The sequence below is a fragment of the Albidovulum sediminicola genome, from assembly GCF_025751575.1.
In the GTDB taxonomy this organism is placed as follows: domain Bacteria; phylum Pseudomonadota; class Alphaproteobacteria; order Rhodobacterales; family Rhodobacteraceae; genus Albidovulum; species Albidovulum sediminicola.
In genome coordinates, this window is the sequence record NZ_JAOWLA010000048.1 from 1 (window position 1) to 2,713 (window position 2,713).

General features: G+C 59.9%; 2 protein-coding genes and 2 pseudogenes. 3 read left to right on the forward strand and 1 reads right to left on the reverse strand.

Translation table 11 applies throughout. The features are described from left to right. Nucleotides 1-189, reverse strand: a pseudogene (locus OE647_RS19940) (hypothetical protein); the annotation flags it as partial. Between the two features lie 88 nt (nucleotides 190-277). On the opposite strand from OE647_RS19940, the pseudogene OE647_RS19945 reads away from it, so the two are divergent. The 3 genes and pseudogenes from OE647_RS19945 to OE647_RS19955 all read left to right on the forward strand — a co-directional run. After that, a pseudogene (locus OE647_RS19945) lies at nucleotides 278-584 on the forward strand (IS110 family transposase); the annotation flags it as partial. An 11-nt stretch (nucleotides 585-595) separates the two neighbouring features. Beyond that, nucleotides 596-1,531, forward strand: coding sequence for a hypothetical protein (locus OE647_RS19950; RefSeq protein WP_263723519.1), 936 nt, complete (start codon nucleotides 596-598; stop codon nucleotides 1,529-1,531). A gap of 149 nt (nucleotides 1,532-1,680) precedes the next feature. After that, on the forward strand, nucleotides 1,681-2,706 hold the full coding sequence (locus OE647_RS19955) for a hypothetical protein (protein ID WP_263723520.1): 1,026 nt from the start codon (nucleotides 1,681-1,683) through the stop codon (nucleotides 2,704-2,706). The last annotated feature ends 7 nt before the right edge of the window (nucleotides 2,707-2,713 follow it).

The following is a 2,713-nucleotide window of genomic DNA, read 5'->3' on the forward strand; positions in this document are numbered from 1 at the left end:
GGTCGTTGGCCGCTCCTTTTTCGCCCGCAGGCTGGTCGCCGTGCGATGCGCCTTCAGATACCCTCGCCAGTGGTTCTCGGACCAATGGCGAACCACTGGCTCGACGTCGATCATGACCGTCTTTTGCATGGTCCCCTCGGAGGCCAGCCCCTCCATCATCCGGGCGAAGACGCCCTTGTCACCCCAGCGCGGCTTTGATGGTGTGACTGCCCCCGACGGCATCGGTGTGCCAAGGTGGGTCTGCGATGATCCACAAAGGAGAGCGGCCCTCTCGGAGATGATCGAGGTGGGACTCGATCTGGCGAAGAATGTGTTTCAGGTTCACGGGGCTGATGCCTCGGGCCGCGCGGTGCTGCGCAAGAAGCTGAGGAGGGACCAGGTGCTGGCGTTCTTCGGCCATCTTCCGCGTTGCGTTGTCGCTATGGAAGCCTGTGGGGGGGGCGCATTTCTGGGGCCGAGAGATCGGCAAACTGGGCCATGAGATCAGGCTCATCCCTCCCGCTTACGTGAAGCCTTTCGTCAAGCGCCAGAAGAACGACATGGCTGATGCCGAGGCGATCTGCGAAGCGGCGACGCGGCGCACGCCAAGCGGATCATGACCATACTTAACGGCTCTCTGGTCCCGGTCGGGCCGTTTCAGGAGGCGGCGGCTTCGTTCATGTCGACCACGCGGCATGTCCTCACCGCGGCCTTTCTCGGCCGCGCCGTCATTTCGGCAATCAGCGATACCAACTCCATGCGGATGGCCGCTGCATCGATCGGTATGAACCCCGGCAACGCCCTTTCCCGCCATGTCCGACTGATGGCCGATGACATGAGCCGCGAGGAAGCGCTGCGGGCGGGATGGGTCGCGGACACGCTCGCAGACCCCGGACTGGCGCTTGCTCGGTTCCAGTCCGAAGTGCCCCCCGCCGAACTGGCTGAACGGCTCTCATCCGGCGTCCTGCGCATCCAGGGGCTATCCGGGTGGACGGACTACTCCCGCATTGCTTTCCAGATGGAGATGAGCGGGCACTTTGCCTCGCAGGCAGGCCGGAAGCTTGCGGACGTTGACGAGCCCCTGCGCGGGCTTCTGCGGGACAAGGGCATCACAGAAAGTGAATGGGCAGCCTTCACCGATCCCGCCACGCTCTTCACCGCCTCCAATGGCGCCACCTTCGCGAGTCCCATCTATTGGCGCGAAGCCACGGACATGCCCCGTGCCGAGGCCGATGACTTGTTCCTGAGGCTGCAATCGATTGTAGAGGAACAGACCGAGTTTGCCGTGCCGACCAATTCGACCTGGGCGCGCGCCTTTGTCGAGGGCGGAATGCCGCCCGGTTCGATCGGCTATGAACTCGCCAAGTCTGGCCTGATGTTCACGAGTTTCACCATGACCTTCACGGTGAACCAGTACCGCCGCATGATGTCCCTGCCGACCCGGCCGAGCCCGGCAGCTACGCCGCCAACATGGCTGCTGGCGCCACCATCATGGGCGCCATCGCGTTGCAGATTACCGACCTCGCGAGCGGCCGTGACCCGAGCGACATGACGACGCCAGAGTTCTGGGCCGCCGCTGGTCGCGAACGCTTGGGCGGGCGCTAGCGGAGGTTCGGATCGGACATGTAGATTCTGCTTGGCAGGCGATACCCATGATCTCTATATTTCGCGTCTTGATTTTAGCTGGGCGCAGGATATGCGATGTCGCGTTGGTCCAATTCTTTTGAGCAGCATGAGATTCATAAAACGCTAAAACAGGTCCGGGAGTGGTTGGGGCCTGACAGCGACATAGTGGATGCAGAGCATTTGGCTGAGCGCCGGCGCTTGTCAAAGGGCATCGAGGCGATATCAAAAATAGTTGGTGGGCTGGACCCAGAACTTTATCCTGAGCAGGCCCTGACGCAACTTAGTCAGCAACTGCGTCACCAACACTTTTGGCATCAGTTGAGTTCCTACTCAGCCAATCGTTCCACTAACCCTCTTCAAGTGGCCAACAACCACCTGTCGTCACAGATGCCCTCTGTTGCACAACTCGCGTCGGTTTCGCGCCAGTCCAAAGCGCGAGATGCAATCAGGGCGGTTGAAGCTGCGCTTGACGAGTTCTGTAAAGCGGTTGCGTCACGAGATGAGCAGTTCGCTGCTCGTTTGGGTCAGCACGAAGGCAAGCTGTCCGAACTTGAGCAACGGTCTCGCGAATTGGGTGACACACTCAAGAGTCTACGAACAAATTTCGAAACGGCAATGAGTGCTTGGCAGACTGCCTTCACAGACGATCAGACAAACCGTGCGGAGGAGTATTCCGGCGCACAAATTGAACGTGCGAACGAGTTCGCCAATTCGCTTCGGAAGTGGCGGGATATCGCTGAGCAAGAAGTCAAAGCGATCAAGACGCACTACGACAAGGCGCTTGTGAAGGAACTGGAACGGTTCCGCGACGAAGTAGGTGCCCGGCTAGCCGACGTGAGAGATAAACATGCGGCTATTTTGGAAATCCACGGCCTGGTCGGAACAGATGGCGTTGCGGGTGGCTATCAAAGAGGTGCTACGGAAGAACACGATTCAGCAAATCTTTGGCGCAATATAGCGATGGGCTCGTTCGCGCTGGCTGTGACCTGCCACGGGATTTTTCCTCCACCTGCGATTAGAGTCCGACCCAACGAAGGGACGGACGATGAAGCGAACGAGATACAGCGACGAGCAGATCATCGGCATTCTGGCCGAGCATGAGGCAGGC